The organism is Akkermansia sp. NBRC 115031 (genome assembly GCF_030268505.1).
Lineage (GTDB): Bacteria > Verrucomicrobiota > Verrucomicrobiia > Verrucomicrobiales > Akkermansiaceae > Akkermansia > Akkermansia massiliensis.
Map to the genome: position 1 here is coordinate 41466 of NZ_BSQU01000004.1, position 17416 is coordinate 58881.

The 17416-nt window shown below is 58.1% G+C and carries 17 protein-coding genes; 1 reads left to right on the top strand and 16 read right to left on the bottom strand.

The genetic code is table 11. The features are described from left to right. The first annotated feature begins 5 nt into the window (after window positions 1-5). The gene (locus tag QSJ36_RS06505; RefSeq protein ID WP_285467764.1) at window positions 6-293 is read left to right on the top strand and encodes a GNAT family N-acetyltransferase; all 288 of its coding nucleotides are present in this window, start codon (window positions 6-8) and stop codon (window positions 291-293) included. A gap of 59 nt (window positions 294-352) precedes the next feature. Here QSJ36_RS06505 and QSJ36_RS06510 read toward each other — a convergent pair whose 3' ends face one another. The 16 genes from QSJ36_RS06510 to QSJ36_RS06585 all read right to left on the bottom strand — a co-directional run bounded on the left by QSJ36_RS06510 (window position 353) and on the right by QSJ36_RS06585 (window position 17352). After that, window positions 353-1102 carry a DeoR/GlpR family DNA-binding transcription regulator gene (locus QSJ36_RS06510; protein ID WP_022396477.1) on the bottom strand — a complete coding sequence of 250 codons (750 nt, stop codon included), beginning with the start codon at window positions 1100-1102 and terminating at the stop codon, window positions 353-355. A gap of 215 nt (window positions 1103-1317) precedes the next feature. Continuing rightward, a complete protein-coding gene (locus QSJ36_RS06515; protein ID WP_180971043.1) occupies window positions 1318-2661 on the bottom strand; it encodes a PPK2 family polyphosphate kinase in 1344 nt (447 codons plus the stop codon). Between the two features lie 16 nt (window positions 2662-2677). After that, window positions 2678-5341 (bottom strand): tetratricopeptide repeat protein, encoded by a 2664-nt coding sequence (locus QSJ36_RS06520; RefSeq protein ID WP_285467767.1) that lies wholly within the window; start codon window positions 5339-5341, stop codon window positions 2678-2680. Window positions 5342-5348: 7 nt separating this feature from the next. Further along, a complete protein-coding gene (locus QSJ36_RS06525) occupies window positions 5349-6392 on the bottom strand; it encodes a M23 family metallopeptidase (RefSeq protein WP_180971602.1) in 1044 nt (347 codons plus the stop codon). 21 nt (window positions 6393-6413) lie between these two features. Further along, window positions 6414-6998 carry a hypothetical protein gene (locus QSJ36_RS06530; protein WP_022396481.1) on the bottom strand — a complete coding sequence of 195 codons (585 nt, stop codon included), beginning with the start codon at window positions 6996-6998 and terminating at the stop codon, window positions 6414-6416. 64 nt (window positions 6999-7062) lie between these two features. Continuing rightward, on the bottom strand, window positions 7063-7602 hold the full coding sequence (locus QSJ36_RS06535; RefSeq protein WP_022396482.1) for a flavoprotein: 540 nt from the start codon (window positions 7600-7602) through the stop codon (window positions 7063-7065). Between the two features lie 13 nt (window positions 7603-7615). After that, window positions 7616-7984 carry a hypothetical protein gene (locus QSJ36_RS06540; protein WP_022396483.1) on the bottom strand — a complete coding sequence of 123 codons (369 nt, stop codon included), beginning with the start codon at window positions 7982-7984 and terminating at the stop codon, window positions 7616-7618. Window positions 7985-8096: 112 nt separating this feature from the next. Further along, window positions 8097-8906, bottom strand: coding sequence for a PDZ domain-containing protein (locus QSJ36_RS06545; protein WP_146019197.1), 810 nt, complete (start codon window positions 8904-8906; stop codon window positions 8097-8099). Window positions 8907-8978: 72 nt separating this feature from the next. Beyond that, window positions 8979-9500 (bottom strand): hypothetical protein, encoded by a 522-nt coding sequence (locus tag QSJ36_RS06550; RefSeq protein ID WP_102722652.1) that lies wholly within the window; start codon window positions 9498-9500, stop codon window positions 8979-8981. A gap of 106 nt (window positions 9501-9606) precedes the next feature. Continuing rightward, window positions 9607-10179 carry a sigma-70 family RNA polymerase sigma factor gene (locus QSJ36_RS06555; protein ID WP_179218865.1) on the bottom strand — a complete coding sequence of 191 codons (573 nt, stop codon included), beginning with the start codon at window positions 10177-10179 and terminating at the stop codon, window positions 9607-9609. Between the two features lie 60 nt (window positions 10180-10239). Further along, entirely contained in the window at window positions 10240-12159 is a 1920-nt protein-coding gene (locus QSJ36_RS06560; protein ID WP_022396487.1) for a glutamine amidotransferase, read from the bottom strand. A 65-nt stretch (window positions 12160-12224) separates the two neighbouring features. Then, window positions 12225-13226: a phosphoribosylformylglycinamidine cyclo-ligase gene (purM, locus tag QSJ36_RS06565; protein WP_022396488.1), complete on the bottom strand. Its 1002-nt coding sequence runs from the start codon at window positions 13224-13226 to the stop codon at window positions 12225-12227. A 103-nt stretch (window positions 13227-13329) separates the two neighbouring features. Continuing rightward, window positions 13330-13791, bottom strand: a complete 462-nt coding sequence (locus QSJ36_RS06570; RefSeq protein WP_022396489.1) for a DoxX family protein — start codon at window positions 13789-13791, stop codon at window positions 13330-13332. A gap of 235 nt (window positions 13792-14026) precedes the next feature. Continuing rightward, complete coding sequence (locus tag QSJ36_RS06575; RefSeq protein ID WP_285467773.1) at window positions 14027-15004, bottom strand: GDSL-type esterase/lipase family protein; 978 nt, start codon at window positions 15002-15004, stop codon at window positions 14027-14029. Between the two features lie 21 nt (window positions 15005-15025). Continuing rightward, window positions 15026-16564 carry a sialate O-acetylesterase gene (locus QSJ36_RS06580; protein ID WP_022396491.1) on the bottom strand — a complete coding sequence of 513 codons (1539 nt, stop codon included), beginning with the start codon at window positions 16562-16564 and terminating at the stop codon, window positions 15026-15028. A gap of 11 nt (window positions 16565-16575) precedes the next feature. Beyond that, window positions 16576-17352, bottom strand: coding sequence for a VC0807 family protein (locus tag QSJ36_RS06585; RefSeq protein WP_022396492.1), 777 nt, complete (start codon window positions 17350-17352; stop codon window positions 16576-16578). Window positions 17353-17416 lie beyond the last annotated feature (64 nt).

Here is a 17416-nt window from a genome sequence, read left to right on the forward strand (position 1 = left end):
CATGGATGTGCAGGGACGGCGGCCGTGTTGTCGGGTTTGCCTGCCTGGTGGGGGAAGGGGAAAAAGCCGCTCTGTTTGTGGCGCCGGAGCGTCAGTGCGAGGGAATAGGCACGGCTCTGCTGGACTGGGTGAAGGAGCACAGCAAGGGGATGCTGACGGTGGGCGTTTACGAGGAGAACGCCCGTGCCCGCGCGTTCTACAGGCGTGGAGGATTTGAGGAGATCGGCTCCAGGGATGACGAGCTGACAGGAAGCCGGGAGTACTGGACGGAATGGAAAGGAGAGAGTATATGATCATCATAAAAAAGGCGGAAGTTCCGAAGAACTTCCGCCCCCTGTAAAGCAGGCCGGCGTCAGGCGAGCTCCACCTTGACGCCGCTCTTTTCAATCTGGTCAGCCATTTCAGGAGAAAGGGCTTCATCAGTGATGAGCATGGAGATCTGTGAGGGCGCAACGGTATAGAATGCCGGGTTGTTCGCTACGCTGGTGGAAGGCATGGCGATGATCACCTTGGCATCCGGGGGAATGACGCTCTTGATGAATTCGGATTGAAGCATGTTCTTGTATCCGGCGCCATGCTTGGGGGAGTAGCAGTCCGGCGTCAGTACAACCATGTCAATGCTCAGGGAACCTGCGGCCTTGGCGGCTTCCTGTCCCACATAGACCAGGGCTTCGCGGTCGAAGCGTCCGCCCGTGCAGTAGAAGCTCAGGTTCGGAATGCCTTCAAGCCGGGTCAGCAGCGTGGGGTTGTTGGAAACCACGTGCGTATCCCTGGAATTAATGTGGTTGCAGATCTGGTAGCCCATGGTGCTGCTGTCAATGAACATGACCACGGAAGCGGGGATGTTCTGGACGGCTTTTTTTGCAATCCTTATGGAAACATCGTCTTGAGTGACAATGTCTTCATGGAGGGATTTATGGGTAAGGGCCAGAGCGCCGCCGTGGACGCGCTTGAGAAAGCCGCGTTTCTCAAGGTTAATCAAATCATTACGGACCGTTTCATCCGTGACCTTCATCTGTTTGGCCAGAGCAATGGTTCTTGCGGCTCCATGTTCGGCCAGCGTTTTCAGAATGAACTCTTTACGTTGGGATGCTAAATACATTGGGTTCTGTTTTTCTATATAGAATGTTTACACGTTCTAGGTGTTAAGTTGTTTTCTAACAATTTTTCACTGTCCCAGTCAAGCGTTAGAAATTCTAAGTTTTGATTGTTATTGTGAATAATGCAGATTTTGTAATAATGGGACAATTGAATACCGAGAAATGTACAAAAATAATTTTATGATGCACAAACTAGTTATCGGTATGACAGAGTTTATCAATCTGGAATGATAATGGACGCCGGATCGAAGTTGGGAGTGGGGAACGTGAGCTGGAGATGGCGCAGTTTTTCCACCATCAGGCGGGCGACGACGAGGTTCCTGTACCATTTCCGGTCTGCCGGAATGATGTACCAGGGAGCATCCGGAGTGGACGTTTTTTCAATGAGATCCTGATAGGCCGTCTGGAATTCGTCCCAGCGGTTCCGGTCATCCAGGTCGTCCATGCAGAACTTCCAAAGTTTGTCCGGATCCTGGAGCCTGGATTCCAGCCGTCTTTTCTGTTCCGCCTTGGAAATATTCAGGAACAGCTTGATGATGACGGTGCCTTCTTCCGCAAGCATGGATTCAAAATCCAGAACGTGCTTGTAACGTCGCTTCCAGACGGGGTCCGGGAAGATTTTTTTCACGCGGACGGCGATGATGTCCTCGTAATGGGAACGGTTGAAGATGGCGATCTGCCCCTTGGCGGGCACTTCCTTGTGTACGCGCCACAGGAAGTCGTGGTCCAGTTCTTCAATAGTAGGTTTTTTAAAGGGAACCACGTGCAGCCCCTGCGGGTCCACCCGGGAAAAGACGTGCTTGACGCATCCGTCCTTGCCGCCTGCGTCCATGGCCTGCAGAATGACGAGAACCCTGTGCTTGTGCTGGGCGAAGAGTTTTTTCTGCAGTTCCTGCAGTTCTTCCCTCAGCTTGTCGAATTCAACCAGGGATTCTTCCTTGGTTCCGGAGAAGAGAGATTTGTCATCCGGAGAGTAATCCTTTAAACGCAGTTTTTTGCCCGGAGGCACCAGGTAACGGTTCATTGTATGCGAAGTTAACGTTGAAGAAGCGGGAGAGGAGGTGGAAGAGGTTTTCATGGCGGCGGGTTTGGCCGGAAAATCCGGCCCGAAGAATTGCTGAAGGGCGTCCTTGATGACTTTCCTTTTGAATTTGGGGAACATCTCCAGCTTGAGGTCCTGGAGGGGTATCCATTTCGTTTTTGAAAATTCAGGGCTGCGGTGCAGGTCCGTCTTGGGGCGCCTGGCCTTGCAGCGCACCAGGAAGTAGGTTTGCTCCTGGCCTATCCAGCGCGTGACTTTGCGGTTGCCGGAGGGGTATTTGTACCGCAGGCCGGGGAGGCGGCTGACAATGGTGTATTCCGTGGGACGCAGGCCCACTTCCTCCCATACCTCCCGCGCGAGCGCCCGTTCAATGCTTTCATTTTTAATGACGCCTCCCTGCGGGAAGTGCCAGTACGGGTTGCGGCCGTTGTCCTTGCCCAGCAGCACGTAGCCGTCGGCGTCCATGATGACGGCTGCTGCGTTGAGTCTCCAGTTTTTGGCTGTAGATGGAGTGTCCATGACGGGAGGGGGCGGCTTAACTGGCGGTTTGAGCCGGCGTTTCCGGCTTTCCGGTTTCCGGAGCGGCATTTTCCGGTTCATCCTGCCAGATGAAGTGTTCCAGCTGGATGCGGCGCGCGTAGGCCGCCGCTTCCCTGGCTCTGGGACCGGAGGTCTGCGCCAGTTTTTTAGCCAGCGCCAGGGCGCCGTCCCAGTCCTGGAGCTGGCCCAGCAGGCGGATGGAGGCGAAACCGGCATTGTAGAACCAGTGCCAGTCCCGGCGCTTGTTGGCGGAACTGCCGCTGGGCGTATGGGCCAGGATGGAGGCGTAGTCATCCAGCGCCTTTTTCTGGTCGTTCATCCGTTCGTAGAATTGGGCCCGCTGGGTGAGGGCCTTGAATTTCCAGGCCAGGCCCAGGTTGGGGGTGTCCAGAATTTCCGTGCACAGGTTGATGGCCTTGCGGAGGGTGTCCGAATGGGTGTCTTCCTTCGTCACCCAGGCGTCCGCCTGGATGGAGAGGGCCAGCAGGCGCATGTAGCGCGGAAGGGGGGAGGAAAGGAGGTTTTCCAGAGCGGCGATGCATTGGTCCGCTTCTCCCATGCGCAGCAGGACGGAGGCTTCTTCTATCCTGGCGGGCTGCGCAAAGGGGGTGTCCCCCGCGCCCAGGGTTTTGAAGATGTTCAGGGCGGCTTTCAGCGTATTGCCGGTGTTGCTTTGCTGGGCGGCTTTTCCGGCCAGGAAGAGGGCCGCCGCCTGGAGGGGGCTGCCAGGGTATTTGGAGGGGAAGGGCTGGAGGACAAGCTGCGCTTCATGGAAATCCCCGTTCTTGTACAGGAGTTCCCCCAGCTTGAGATAGAGCATGTCCGCCTGTTTGCCTTCCGAATCCAGGGCGATGGCCTGGCGGCAGGCCTGGATGGCGCTGGGCCATTCCTGCCGGCTTTCCGCCTCCAGGATGTTCAGCCGCGCAAGCTGCATGGTCTGTTCCGGAGTCAGCTGTTCTTTTTCCAGCGGCGGAAGAACGGCCTGCACGGTTTCAAGGTCCGGCGGGTTGAGGTTCAGGGCTACTTCCGCCTGGTCCAGCCGGGCCTGGGTTTTCAGGGCCGGGTCTGTCGCCAGGGCCACGAAGGACGCCAGCAGTTCGGGAGCCTGGGGGTTCATTCTTTTGGCGGCGTAATGGGCCTGTTCAAAGAGGATGTGTTCCCGGAGCTGGGCAGAGCCGGCGGCTTCCTTGACCAGGGCGGCGGCTCCAGCGGCGTCATTGGCGTTCAGCGCAGCCAGATTTTCATTGAACAGGGCGCTTTCCGCCGTTTTTTCAGAGGCGCGCCGGGCTGCTTCCCGGAAGAGGCTCTGCGCCAGAGGGTAGTCTCCCTTGCGGAAGGCCAGGGCTCCCTGCTGGAAGACGAGGCCGGGGGACGTTCCGGGATATTTGGAGATAAGGCGTTCCGCGTCTTCCACGCGGTTTTTGTCCAGCAGGGCGGTGATGGTATTCAGGGAAAGGGTCTGGACGGGAAGGCTCTGAGGATATTTGGAGAGGCCGTCCTCCGCCATTTTGACAGCTCCCGCCAGGTCGTCCTTTGCCAGAAGCAGGCTTCCCATGGCATACATGGCTGCCGGCTGGCGTGCCGCATCCCTGGCATTCACCCAGCCGGTGAGTTTTTCCAGCGCCTGGGGATTGGTGCGGAAGATGTCCTCCTCCAGCAGGATGTTGAAGGCGTCCATCAGCAGGGAGGATTCCGATTTGCCGCCAATGAACGCCAGCAGGCGTTCTTCCGCCGTTCCGGCAGTGTGTGGGGCTTCCTCTTCCTGAGGCTGGGCGCGCGTTTCCTCTTCCGCCTGTTCCGGGTTGTTTTTCTCCCGGACGATTTCCGCCCTGGCGAGGGCCAGACGGCCCAGATCCCGGATTTTCCCCGGATAGGCCTTGTTGTCCATGACGGCGGCGAAGATTTTTATGGCCTGGTCCAGGTTCCCCTGTTTGTCGGCCAGTTTGCCTTCCACGAGTTCGGCATAAGAGCGCATGGGCAGGTCCCTGGCCGTGCCGTCGTCCATTCCCGTCTTGAATTGTTCAAGAATGGCGGCGGCCTCCGCATAGCGCCCCAGGTTCACCAGAACGTCAGCCAGAAGGACGTGCGCGGTCCGGGAGATGGCGGGGGATTCCGCCTGCCCCAGCCTGGTGAGGGCATCCAGTAAAAGCTGCCGGTCCTGAAGCTGGCGCGCGAGCTGGGCTTTCAGCTGGAAGCCGTAGAGGGAGAGCGGGTCCGTTTCAGGAATGGAGGAGAGTTTTTCCAGGGCCCTGGTAAAGGAGCCTTTATTAAAGAGGCCCGCCGCCATCCAGTATGATTTCATGGAGGAGTCCGGAAGTTGTTCCCAGGCAGTCAGTCCTTCTTCCGTTTTTCTGGCGCGGATCAGGGCTTCCGCCAGGAAGGGGCGGATGATGGCTTTCTGGGATTCCGGAAGATTTTTGGAGTTCAGGCATTCCTGAAAATGCTTGCTGGCTTCCAGGGGCAGGCGGTCTTCCAGGGCTTTCAGACCCTGCTGGTATTTTTTATTTTTCAGGAGGGCCTGCCTGTCCTGCGAGAGGGGAGCCTCCGGAGGAGGTGTTGCCGCGGCTGAAGGGGAAGTGCCCCCCATGGTGAGCAGAAAAGCCGCGCAGGACGTAAGAACGGCAAGGGAAAAACGGGGACTGAAGAAGGTGTGCATCATCGTAGGATTATGATTCAGGCCCCATGAAGATGAGCCGGATGTAGCGTTTGCCGGAGGCGGTCAGCTTCGGATCCTTGCTGGAGCCGGAAACGCGGTTGCAGGTCCTGTACAGTTGGGAGAAGGGATGGGGAACAGCCCGGATGACGGAGGGTTCCGTGCAGGGCTGGTCGGAGGGAGTCACGGAAACGGGAACTCCCGTTCCCGTAAAGCTGATTTCCCAGGACTTGGGATTGGCCGGTCCCGGTTTCAGCAGGAAGGGGTAGCGTTTGACAAGATTGGGCAGGCTTCCGGTAGATGGAGCGCGTACGACGTACTGAACGGGCAGGGAGGAGATATGGCGGGAGAGGGAGAATTCCGCGCCGTCCTTGCACTGCATGAGGGCGGGAGCCGGGTCAAAACCGGCCAGGTTCAGGCCGTTGTAGGCGCCATGGCGGTTGGGGGTACCCAGTTTCAGGCTGGAATACCAGTTTTCAAAGTCGTCCTGGAGCTTGAGGCAAAGTTCCAGATGCACATGGGCGCGTGTTTTGTTCAGGCCCACTCCGGAGTAGCCCAGTTTTCCGATGACGTTTCCGGTGCCTACCCGGTCCCCCTCCTTGCAGGAGACGGAAGCCAGATGGGCGTACAGGCTGTAAAGCGGGCCGTCCGCCAATTGGTGTTCGATGACCACATAGCGGCCGTAGTTGCTGTGGGTGGGGTTGGCGGAAGCGTGGACCACGGTGCCTCCGGCTACGGGATGCACGTCGTCCAGCGGAGTGCCGGAGGCGTCGCGCCTGAGCGGCTTGATATCGATTCCTTCATGGAATTTGACGGCTACGGGGCCTGCCTGGGTTCTGACGAGGGTCCGGGTAAAGCCGTAGGCTCCCGCCTCCCAGGGCTGGGATTTCTTCCCTTCAAAGTTCCGGTCCACGTACATGTAGAAGTCCTGCGGACGGTTGTCCAGCAGGGCCGTGTTTTCCGTGGGGAAGCGCACGACAATATCCGCCATCAGGAATGGCATGCTCCAGAAGAACAAGAGGATGCCGATCAGGGAAGGGAAGAACTTGCCGTGCATGCTCATACAAGGGGTGCTGGATCAGATCCGCCCCCGGCGGGTGCTGACCACGGTGCGGTCCTTATGTTCTTCGGGCTCCTTGGCTTCCTTCTTTTCCTGGGTGGGGTCCTTGATGGGAAGAAGGGGCTTGGTGACGGCGGCCAGCTTGTTGATGGGCTCTTCCCTCTTGGGGTCCGCCGGAGGAATGAATTCCGCCATGGCGGCAAGGTCCGCCGGGGAGAAGCCGCCCATGACGGCCAGTTTGCCGGAGGTAACGGGTTTGTTGTAAAGGCGCAGAGGCTGCATGGCATGACCGTTGACGACCGGCAGTATCTGCTTGCCGAGGTTGGCGGCGGTTACTCCTTCCACCCGGCTGTCCAGGCCTTTTCTGACATTGACTACAATGCCGTAGGTATTGTCCTCTGCCGGGAAGGAGTAGTAGGATTCAATGTCCTTCTGGGAAATGAAGGGAGCCTTGCTGTAGTAATGCCCGTCCCGCTCAAAGGCGAATTTTTTGCTGTCCGTCGCTCCCGTCTCCATGTGGAAGCTGACGGGATACTTGTCCGGGCCGCAGGAGCAGAGCATGAGGGAGCCAAGGAAGAACAGGAGCATTTTCATAATGTCCATGATAAAAGATTTAGTTCTCCCTGGGCAAACCAATAAACAGGCATGGAGTAATTTTATGCCGCCGTTACGGCAGGAGGGAGAGCGTTTTTTGAACAATCAGGTCCACTGGCATCAGTTTTCCCGCTCCTTCCGCTCCGCAGGCCAGCACGCCGGATTCACAGGGCCCCAGAATGCAGTGGCCCTTTCTTTGTTTCAGGACGGCCGCATTTTGCTGCGTGGCCGTGTGTTCCCACATGTGGACGTTCATGGCCGGACAGATGAGCACCGGGGCCTGGCAGGCCAGATAGAGGGAGCTGAGCATGTCCGGGGCGAAGCCGTGGGCGAAGTTGGCCATGGTGTTGGCCGTGGCGGGGGCCACGAGCAGAAGGTCCGCCCGCTGGGCCAGTTGGATGTGCGGGGGAACCCAGTCCGCCTTTTCATCCTCAAAGGAGGAGAAGACGGGATTGCGGGAGATCGTGTGCAGGGTGAGGGCTGTAACGAATTCTAGGGCCTTGGCCGTGCAGACGCAGTGCACCTCATGCCCGCTTTTGACGAGGGCGGAAGCGATGTCCGCCGCCTTGTACGCGGCAATGGAGCCCGTGATGCCCAGAATGATGCAGGCCATGGGTGGGGAGGGGTCAGGCTTTGGAGGCTTTTTTGCCTTCGTCAATGAGTTTCCAGAAGTGTTTGGACTGGCTCAGGATTTCATCTTCCCCTGCGGTCGGGGAGATGTTGGTGCGGAACAGAAAGTCGTTCAGGCTGTTGGCGTGCAGAACGCGATGGACGACCACCTTGCCTTCAATGACTTCAAAGTAGATGCGGTAGTCCCTGGCTACGTAGCGGTAAAGAATTTTGCCATCCTTTTCCATCTTGCCGAAGCGGGCGTCATCAAGGGTTTGGAGGGTGGATTCAGAGACCTGGAAGTCCCCGAGCAGGTCCAGTTGTTCCAGGGTGGGGATGCTGGATACTTCCGCAGCGCTGATTTTATTGAAGACGATTTGAAGCACGCCCTTTTTTAAGTGCGCCGGCGGGTTAGTTCAAGCCTGAAACAAGGCACGGGCCGATTTTGAGAAGGACCGTTCCGAACCCCGGCATTCCCTTGGGAGCCGGGGTTCCGGATTAACGGGAGTCCTGCGTGGGGATGATGCCCCTGCTTTTTACCACCTGGGTGCCGCGAATGACTTCAACGGTCAGAGGCTTTTCCCCCGTGAGGTAATAGGTGGCATCCAGCATGTCCCCGTAGTTGTTAATGGTCGTGCCGTTGATGCTGATGAGGATGTCTCCTGTCTGGATGCCTCCCCGCGCGAGAGGGCCTCCGTTAATGAGGCCTTCAATGACGGGAGTGGAGGCGTTGATATCCAGCAGGCATCCCAGGCGCACCCTCTTGGCTTCCGGATGGGCTGCCAGGAAGGAGATGGCCTGGGCGGGGAGCAGGTGGCAGGTTCCCTTGCGAGAAACTCCCAGCACGATGCCGACCAGACGGTTTTCAGCGTCATAGCACGGCTGGCCGATGGGCGGCGCAGCCAGTTTGGGGAATTGGGCGCGGACAAGACGCAGCGGGAAGCTGGTGTCTCCTATGGAGTGCTCCATGCCCACGTAAATTCCCAGGGTGGTTTCATTCCGGCTGCTGGCAAAGGCCAGCTTGTCGCCGCGCTTGAGAAGGCCGGAGGGCGTCACAACCGCCTGCCCGTCGTGTATGCGGGCAGCGTCCACCTTGAAAATCGTCAGGCCCGTGAGCTTTTCCTGGGCCCATACCTGAAGGGGAGGGGTGTCCTTGTCCCCAAGGTAGTAGGTCACACCGCCGTTTTTAAAGACCCGGTAGGGAATCAGGGAGGCGAGCATGTCTTTTCCGACCTGCGCCGCCATGGCCGTGTACGGCTCTCCTTCCGCCTGGTGGGGAATGGCTTCTACCTTAAAAGGGGCAGGCACGGCCGCCGCTTGATAAATCAAGCCTGCAACGGCTATGCCCGCCAATATCGGAGCCAGGTTCATCATGGATTGTTACATCTCGATGAGAACTCGGGATACCGGTTTTTTATCGGTATTGGAATCAGTTTTCAGCTGATTGTCGTTGGCCGATGTTTCATATGAAGGCGCTCCCGTGGTGAATTCGGGTTTTTCCGCAGGGGCGACTTCGGTTGAGGGTTGTTCAATAGTTTCCTTACTTACGGGAACCGCTTTTTCCTTCAGGAGAATCTCTTCCTTATCCTTGGTGGAGGATGCGTAAGAGTCGGAAGGATCATCCATGTTCCCGGATGCGATAATAACGCCTACCGCAGCCAATGTCACGATGGACATGGAAGCATAGACCCACTGCCAGCCACGAAAGTTCTGCAGATAGTTGTCCAGGCGTTCGAGTAACAATTTCCAAGCAGAGTGGGTAGCCGGATCGGTTTCCTTTCTAAGATGAAAATTGCGGAGGAAATCTTCTTCAAAGTTGTCATGGTAACAAGCTTCCTTACGGAAAGATGCCAGCATGGCAACCAGAGTTTCCTCGTTATGTTCTGTGGATTGTTTATCCATCGTCGTTGATGTTAAGTGTAATAAAGGTTAGGGTGTTTTAGTCCCGAATCTGGGACTATGCGTTTGACAGGGCGGAGGGAACCGATGTTCAATATTTTTTCCACCGTTAACTCAGATATTCCGCCAGCAGGCCTTGCAGCTCCTTGTGGGCATAATGCAGACGTGATCTGAGCGTTCCTTCAGAGATGCCCAGAAGGGCGGATATTTCCGTGTGGTTGAGTCCTTTTACATCATGAAGCACAACGACTTCCCTGTGCTTGGTGGATAGTTTTTTCAATGCTTCATTAATCTTGAGCTGAAGTTCGTTCAGATGGGTGCGTCGTTCAGGGTCCGCTCCGTCCGTTTCGTCAGCCATGTTCATGTCCTTTTCCGTATGGTCGCCGTACTCGTCGTCGTCCAGGCTGTAGGTCATCCTGCGGTTGCGTTTTTTCAGGAAGTTTCTGGCATGATTGACGGCAATGGAGTGCAGCCATGTATAAAAGGCGCTTTGTCCGTTGAAGTAGCGCAAGGCCCGGTAGGCTTTGGAGAACGCTTCCTGGGCGATGTCATAGGCATCGTCGTAGTTGTCCGTCATCTGGTACAGGGTGGCATGGAGCTTGCGGCTGTGGCGAATGACAAGTTCGTCAAAAGCTCGCGAATCTCCCTCCCGCGCCCTGGCGACCAGTTCAGTGTCTTCCAAGGTCGTATATGCAATGGGTCCCGACATATTAGCAGCAGAATACCCAAAAATAGGGACCCGCTACAAGGGCAAATCGTATGCACGCCCCCCTTTACCCTCAAACCAGCGCATGTATGCCACATTAACTGTGGTATATCCGCCCGGAGTCGGGTAGTCTCCGGTGAAATACCAGTCGCCGCAGGGGCCTTCTATGGATTCATGCAGGTTTTCGATGGTCTGGAAGATGACTTCCACGGGGCACGGGGCGTCGTGCGGAGTGACCAGGCGGGTGATTTCACGGGAGATTTCAGCGTCCGTCAAGCCTTCGTAAATGGCCTTGACGCAGTTGCGCCGTTCTTCTCTGGGCTTGGTCAGTTCCTCCTTGCATGCCTTGTATACTTCTTCCAGCAACCGGGCCTGCCCGTGCTGCTTGATCAGGGAGACTGCCGCCTGGAAGGCGATGAAGTTCCCCAGTTCGGACATGTCAATGCCGTAGCAGTCCGGATACCGGATTTGCGGAGCGGTGGAGGCGACGACGATTTTTCGCGGATTGGTGCGGCCCAGGATGCGGAGGATGGACCTTCTCAGCGTGGTGCCGCGGACGATGGAGTCGTCAATGGCGACGAGCACGTCTTCCGGTCCCACAGCCCCGTAGGTGAGGTCATATACGTGGGAGACAAGCTGCGCGCGGCTCTTTTCCTGCGTGATGAAGGTGCGCATCTTGATGTCCTTGTGGGCGATTTTTTCACCGCGCGGCCACCGTTTCAGGATGGCGCTGTCCAGCATGTTTTCATCCAGGGTCCCGTTTCTCAGGGCTTCCAGTAGCTGGGCGTGCACGCGCTTGCGGCGGTAGACGCGCAGGCCTTCCAGCAGGCCGTAGTAGGCGGTTTCCGCCGTGTTGGGAATGTAGGTGATGGCAGATTTGTCAAAGCGGTCTTCCAGGGAGTCCACGATCTGCGGGGTCAGCGCCGCGCCCAGGGCCTTGCGTTCCCGGTACACGATGGGGTCGTTCCCGCGGGAGAAGTATATCTTTTCAAAGGAACACGGCGTGGGTTTCAGGGGCGTGGTGAATTCCGTGATGACGTGCGTGCCGTCCGCCTTGATGGAAAGCATGTTGGCCGGCGGCAGTTCCTGCACCTGTTCGCTTTCCACTTCAAAGACGGTCATCAGCGGGACGCGTTCAGAGGCCACGGCAATGAATTCATCCGTAATCAGGTAGTGGCAGGGGCGGATGCCGTGCGGGTCCCGCAGGCAGAAGTAGTCCCCGTTGCCGATGGCGCCCATGATGGCGTAGCCGCCGTCCCACTGCCTGGCTGAGTTGTGAATGATTTCCTGGATGTTGAGCCGGGAGGAGATGGCATGGGGGATTTCCGGGCCGGGCATGCCGCTGTCCCGCAGGGCGCGGTAAAGGTCCGTATGGGCTTCATCCAGATGGTAGCCGATTTCTTCAAGGACGGTCTGCGTGTCCGTGCCGAAGACGGGATGCTGGCCGCGCTCAATCATGCGCTGGTTCAGTTCCGGCGTGTTGGTCATGTTGAAGTTGCCCAGCACCATCAGGGTGCGCGTCGGCCAGTTGGTGCGGCGCAGGTAGGGATGGCAGGAGCCTTCGTCAAAGAGGCCGGAGGTGCCGTAGCGGAGGTGCCCCATCAGGATTTCCCCGCCGTAGTCAAAGTTGTTTTTAATGTCTTCAGCGTCTTTCAGGTTGACCTGGCCGCGGCGGACTTTTTTGTTAAGCTTCTTGATTTGCCCGTTGAAGATGGTGGTGAGGGCGTCCTTGCTGGCGTCCCGGGTGCGGAACAGGTAGGGCTGGCCGAGGGGCATGTTCAGTTTCACGCAGCCGATGCCCGCTCCATCCTGGCCGCGGTTGTACTGCTTTTCCATCAGGATGAGCAGCTTGTTGAACGCCCAGAGGGTGGAGCCGTATTTATCCTGAAAATAAGAGAGAGGCTTAAGCAGACGAATGGCGGCTACGCCGCACTCGTGTTTAAGAAAATCGCTCATGGGATTGTGATGAAAAGATTGTCCTGTAAGTGTGGTGTATCCGCTGCAAGGAGATGGTGCCTTCTCTATTCGCCCTGTACCTTGACATGAATGCCGCGGCCTTCTCTCAACGTGCCGATGACCGTGCCGCCGGGGCCTGCCTTCAGCGCGGCTTCCACGTCCTCCGGCTTCACGATGGCTACCCAGCCGATGCCCATGTTAAAGGTGTTGAAGCGGTCCTGCGGGTCCACATGCTTCAGGATTTTCTGGGCTGCGGTGTTGTCCCAGCAGGGAATGGTGAGGTCCGCGCCGTAGTCGCCCAGGAAGCGTTCCAGGTTTTCCGGAAGGCCGCCCCCCGTGATGTGGGCGTATGCCTTCGGGATGACATTGAAGCGGCGCATGTCCGCCACCACGTCATGGTACAGGCGGGTGGGCTGCAGCAGGGAACGGAGTTCCTCTTCATCAACCACGTCCGGGTTTTCCTCCAGAATGCGGCGGATGAGGCTCCAGCCGTTGGCATGGAAGCTGTCGGATTTGTAGCCGATGAATACGTCTCCGGGGCGAACGGTCTTGGGGTCGATCAGCTTGCTTTTTTCACAGCATCCGATGCAGAAGCCGGAGAGTTCCACGATGGATTCCGGAACCACGCCGGGCATTTCCGCCGTTTCTCCGCCGGCCAGGATGCAGTTGCAGGATTCCAGATAGTCGCACATGCCGGCCACCAGGCGGGTGATGCGGGTACGTTCCTGTTCCAGATTGGAGATGCCCAGGTAGTCCAGGAAAAGAAGAGGGTCTCCGCCCGTGGTAAGGATGTCGTTGACGTTCATGGCCACCAGGTCTTTCCCGGCGGTTTCCACCATGTCCAGTTCGAAAAGGATTTCCGTCTTGGTGCCTACGCCGTCGCATCCGGTGACGATGACCGGTTCCTTGTAGGAGCTCAGGTCATAGGCGGCGGCAAAAAGACCGAAGGCCTGGTGCAGGGATCTCTGCTTTTGCGTTCTTTTAACGTGAGAGCTGATGTCGGATACGAAAGCGGCTGCTTCTTTGGTATCGACCCCCGATTGCTTGTAGGTTAGTTTGCCGGACATTGAACGGATGGACTGGGTGTGCCAGCATCCTAAAGGAAGGCTCCTGCCGCGGCGAGTGAAAAAAGAAGTATTTTTGCCATAGGCCGCGCAGGAGGAAGCCTTTTTATTCCACTTCTATCTTGCAGTCGCGCCAGAGCCACCAGGCATCCAGCGAGAATTTGCCCGGTCCCGTGTAGAAGAGGGTCAGGTAAATCAGCAGATAGATGGCGGCGAGCTCCTGTGCGCCCCAGCCGGAGAGGCCCAGGACGAGGAAGAGAGCCACGCACATGTTGATGATCAGGAGAAGGGAGGCCAGGCGGGTGAAGAGCCCCAGGAAGATGAGGATGGAACATCCGAATTCCGCGCCTACGCACAGCAGCAGGGACAGGAAGTTGCCGATTCCCAGCGGGTCCTGGAAAGCCGCCCAGTTTCCGCTGATGAGCATTCCCAGTTTGGGGATGCCGTGCACAAGCATCATCGCGCCTACGCCCAGGCGCAGCAATAGGACGCCGAAGTCCATGCTGGTGTTGGTGGAGAAAGAGCCCAGCAGGCAGCACGCGGATGATTTGCATTTATTCTGTTCCATGCACTGTAGACCGTTCGTGCGGCAGAAATGCTCAAATAAAATAGGATGAAATGAAATATCCGGAACCAGGAGGAAGCGGCCTGCTGCGCGGACGTTCCGTTTGAGGAGAAGCCGGGCACTTTCCGCAGTTTCCGGCCTGCCAGCAGATACTGCCGCGCGCGGGTGGAGAAGGAGATAATGTTTCTTATTGAAGAGGCTGGCAGACAGCCTCTTCAATAGGTTTTTCAAGGGGTGTTCAATGCTTTTTTGCGGGAATCAGGCGGAAGGCGGAGGGGGATTTGGCGGATTTGATTTCCAGGGGCTTGGTCGGGTCCTTTTGAGTTTCCGCGCCTATGGTGATGATAAGCCTGTCTTTGGGGTGGATGACGGTGGCGTTTTCAAAGACGAGCGTATTGGAGCCGTCCGTCAGCTTCCAGCCGTCCAGCAGGATGCCGGAGTCTCCGGGATTGTTGATAATCACGTTGCCGGTGCCAGGTTCCAGCTTGGGGGCGGCCTGCTTGAGCTTCATGCTTTTTGCCAGCTTGGCGAAGGTGATTTCAGCAATGCGCCGCGCGCCCGGCTCCGTGGGGTGCAGGCCGTCCACATACCATTCCGGATGATCGGAAAGGGGGTGCAGCGCGTCAAAGAGGCCGACCTTGTGCTTGCGCGCCACGGTGGCGATCAGTTTTTCCGCTTCCGGACGGTTGGCCGCGGAGCCGTTGTCTGAGCCTGCGTATTTGCGCACATCCGGGTAGCAGTTGCCGGGGAACGCCTTTTTGTTGAGCGGGCCGCGGTAGTCCGGACCCAGCAGGCCCCAGGCGAAGAATCTGGCCTTGGGATTGGCGGATTTCCAGGCATTGAACAGGTCGTCATAACCCTTGGCGAACAGCTTGGGGTCCCACCAGCGACCCGTATCGTTGATGCCCAGGTTGCAGATGTAAACGTCCGCCTTGAATTCCAGGGATTGCTTGTGTTCCTTGGTGCTGCCGTACCAGCGGCCCACTTGGCCCGGATAGTCGCCCGCCGTTTTTCCGGGGTTGCCGAATCCCCGGACGTCAAAGTCCGGACCCATCAGCGTGCCGAGCACCTGCGGATACCGGGCATCTCCGGGTTTGAGGCCGGAGCCGAAGGTGATGCTGTCCCCCACGCAGGCTACTTTGGTGGGGACGGCCTGTGCCGCGGTGCCCAGGGAAAGGGCCGCGGCCAGGGAAGCGAAGAGAAGATGAAGGTTCATGGTATGGTGGAGTGAGAAGGGTTATTTTTTAGGAGTGGGCGCATCCGTGCGGAAGGGGCGGGCGGGGAGCTGGTCGCCGTTGACCAGGTTGGGGGTCACGAAGCGGTTCCAGCAGTACCGTGCGTGTTTGGGGGATTTGACTTCCGGGGAGGTGAGGCGGATGACAGCGGTGCTGCCTTTCCTGTTCGTGATTTCCGCCGTGGCGGGATGGTAAGCGCCGTCCGCCCCGGCAATTTCAAACTGGGCCGGTTCCTTGCCGTCCGTCGTGGTCAGGTCTTTGGCGTGTTCCAGTTGGATCAGAAGGGCACTGCCGGAGGGTTTGAAGGCTTTGAAGGAGGGGCCTTCACAGGGAACCTTTTTGCCGTAAACCTTGTTGAGTGCCGTGTTCCCCGCGCGTTCTCCCACGGGACGCTTGAAGGGGGGGTGGACATCGGCGTTGGTGGAACCCAGGTCAATGGTGTTGACGCTGTAGACCTGCGGGACGGTTTTGGCTACCGTGTCCTGCATTTCCCGGAATTCCGGCCAGCCGGCACGGATTTTTGACGGATCGTTGATGCGGGGGAGCTGAATCATGACGAAGGGCATTTCCGGATTGCGGAAGGCTTTTCTCCAGGAGGAGATCATGGTTTTCAGCAGCATGCCGTTCTGTTCGTTGTCAATGATTTCAGCGTCGGATTCGCCCTGGTACCAGATGACGCCCGTGATGGGGAGGGCTGTCATCCACGCGATGCCGGATTCATAAAGGAACGCCGGTTTGTAGGGATGGTCCGGAGACCCTTGGTCCAGACGCGGGGAGATGTTTTTTCTGGCGCGTCCCCTTACCCAGTCGGAGATGAGGGGTGAGTCCAGCCAGTGGTTGCCGCGCAGGGTGCGGAAGCTGCTGTTGGCATTGATGACCTGCCGGGGAATCCACGCCGCTATTTCCGAGCCGCCCAGGGAGGAATGGATGATGCCTACCGGAATGCCGAGCCCTTCACGGAGTTTTTTGCCGAAGTAGTAGCCGACGGCCGCCATCGGGCCCGAGGCGGCGGGGGAACTGACGGCCCACTGCCCCTTATAGAATTTGTCCGTAGTGACGGCGTCAAAATCCTTGTCGGAATAGGGGGCGTTGTTCGTGTGGGCCTGTGGGACGTTGTTGAACAAGCGGAGCTGCTCGTCCGCGGAGGCGGCTATGTCTTCCTTGGCCGTGGAGGTCTGGTTCAGGCGGAACAGCATGTTGGACTGCCCGGAGGCCAGCCACACTTCTCCCACCAGCACGTCGTCCAGCTTGGAAGAGTCTCCGTTCTGGGTGGCCGTCAGCGTTTGTCCCTCTGCGCTGGGTTTCATGGGGGGCAGGGTGACGCTCCATTTTCCCTTGGAATCCGCCTTTGTTTTCAGGGAGGAGCTTCCGAAGGTGACGGTCACTTCCTTGTTGGGATCAGCCGTGCCGGAGACGGGCACGTTTTTCCCGTGGGGAAGGACCATGTGGGAACCGAATACCCGGTCGAATTGGGGAGCGGCCGCCCAAGCCGCATTCAGGGCGATGGCGGCAGCCAGGATGCATGGAGTATGGAGATGCATGATTTAACAGGTTATTTGAGAAGGAGTTCGTCCCGTGTGAGGCCGGTCAGCCGTCCGAGCCGTTTGATCAGGCGCGTCATGATGAAGACGAGGGCGACCAGGATGGGCACCCCGATGATCAGGAAGCCCCACCAGGTGATGCTGCCGATGGCCACGTTGTAGGCCACCTGCTGTTCCGCCTCAGGCTGGCGCATGACGGAGGACATGAAAGAGAGGCTCAGGAAGAAGTTGCCGATGGAGGAGGCAACCAGCGTGCCCGCCAGAATCCAGGACGAGTTTGCCAGCAGGCGCTGGTAGGTCTGTTCCTCGCCGTTGGCGGCCACCGCCTGTTCTATCCTGCGCACGTCAAACAGCTCCGGCGTGTAAATGAACATGTTGAGAAGGGGGGAGCCGGTGGAGCGGGAGACGACGACCGCCGCCGCCAGGATGAGGGGAATCAGGGCCTCCTTTCCGGCAAACAGCCAGGGAGTGGCGCTGTGGATGCGCCCCTCCGGCCCGATGACGAAGATGCTGATGACGCCCGTCAGCAGCACGCCGGCCATGCCTACGCCGGACATCAGGTCAAATTTCCTGGTGACGACCAGGGAACGGATTCCATAGACCAGGGGAAGGGAAAGGGCGAAAACGAGCGCCCATACCGGGCCGATGTGCCAGAAGCTTTCCCCTGCCGGACGTTCCAGGGGATTGGCGGGGCCCGCGCTGCAGTAGTCCAGAATCAATACCGGGAGCAGGATGTTGATGAAAATTCCCAGCAGGGAGGAACGTGAGTTGTTTTGCGTTTTATCCATGAATTCGGAGGCAGGTACTTGTATCATACGCAGATGCGTCCCCGCAAGTTGCAACCCCGTGTGT